We start from the raw sequence: 993 nt of genomic DNA, 5'->3' as shown, positions 1-993 counted from the left end.
CGCATTAAGCGTGCCCAATAATGGTGATGGATCCCGCTGAGCTCAAGGCAGACGGTATCGCCACATTCCAGGCGCCGGTCGGACCATTGCCCGTGGATGAGATTGGTTCGATTGCCCGAGGTGATGGCACCGCTGAGCGGCATTTCTGACCCGGCATTCACCAACGCGCCGAACACGGCGGCAGCGAGCTCTCGCTCTTTGACGCCGGGCGCGATCGCCCCGATGCCAGCCCGGATGCCCACTTCAACCTGGCGAGCAGCGCCGCGCAGGTAGTCTATTTCCCGCGGTGATTTGATCAGGCGCAGGTGATCGACAATGCGCGGCTCTCTGACCAAAGTCGCATTGGGCAGCAATGCCTGCAGCATCTTCCAGCGTTCCACCGTCAAGAACCAAGAGTGCTCATCCACGCCGACATGCCCGCCTGCGAAGCCAAGGCCATCGAGGGCTCTTCTCGCCGTGTCGAGCCAAACGGGGAGCGGATCGGCGGCATCTGCATAGGTCACGTGGTCTTTCACCCAAGACGTGGCGTGCGCTGCCGGGACTTCCACATCGCGCAAGATCAGTACCGGGTCGCCGCGACTCGGAACCGCCAAGGCGTGATAGGAGAAATAGCCAGTAGTATGGAATCCACTAAGATACAGGATGTTCTCTGGCTGATGCAGCAATAACACGGGCAGATCATGCTCAGACATCTCCTTCTGCGTGCGCTGAACCCGTGCCCGATATTCCTCAACTGAAAAAATCATCCCGTTATTCATAGGGTCACTCACCGTCTTAAGTTCCATCATTGTTGACTGTATTTGGTTCGCCGGTTCACCGCGCTTGGCGGACTGCTTCAACTCTCATCAAAAAAGCCGTCGATCCCGCGTACGCTAGGCTCAGAGCATTTCGCATGAGGGTGCAGAGATGTAGCAGGACGCGTAGATATAACCGGTCGTGCGCTCTAGGCGATCCTCCATGCCGAGCTTGGCCATAGCCTTCAGGATTGCCCGC

The 993-nt window shown here is 58.3% G+C and carries 1 protein-coding gene; it reads right to left on the bottom strand.

Annotation, left to right across the window (positions count from 1 at the left end):
• Positions 1-839: Xaa-Pro peptidase family protein (locus EN885_RS32995; protein WP_245493195.1), on the bottom strand; the 839-nt coding region annotated here is incomplete at its 3' end.
• Positions 840-993: the final 154 nt, after the last annotated feature.

The organism is Mesorhizobium sp. M6A.T.Cr.TU.014.01.1.1 (assembly GCF_004022765.1).
In the GTDB taxonomy this organism is placed as follows: domain Bacteria; phylum Pseudomonadota; class Alphaproteobacteria; order Rhizobiales; family Rhizobiaceae; genus Mesorhizobium; species Mesorhizobium mediterraneum.
Note: the sequence above shows the minus strand (reverse complement) of the source record. Positions and strands in the feature narration are given on the sequence as shown.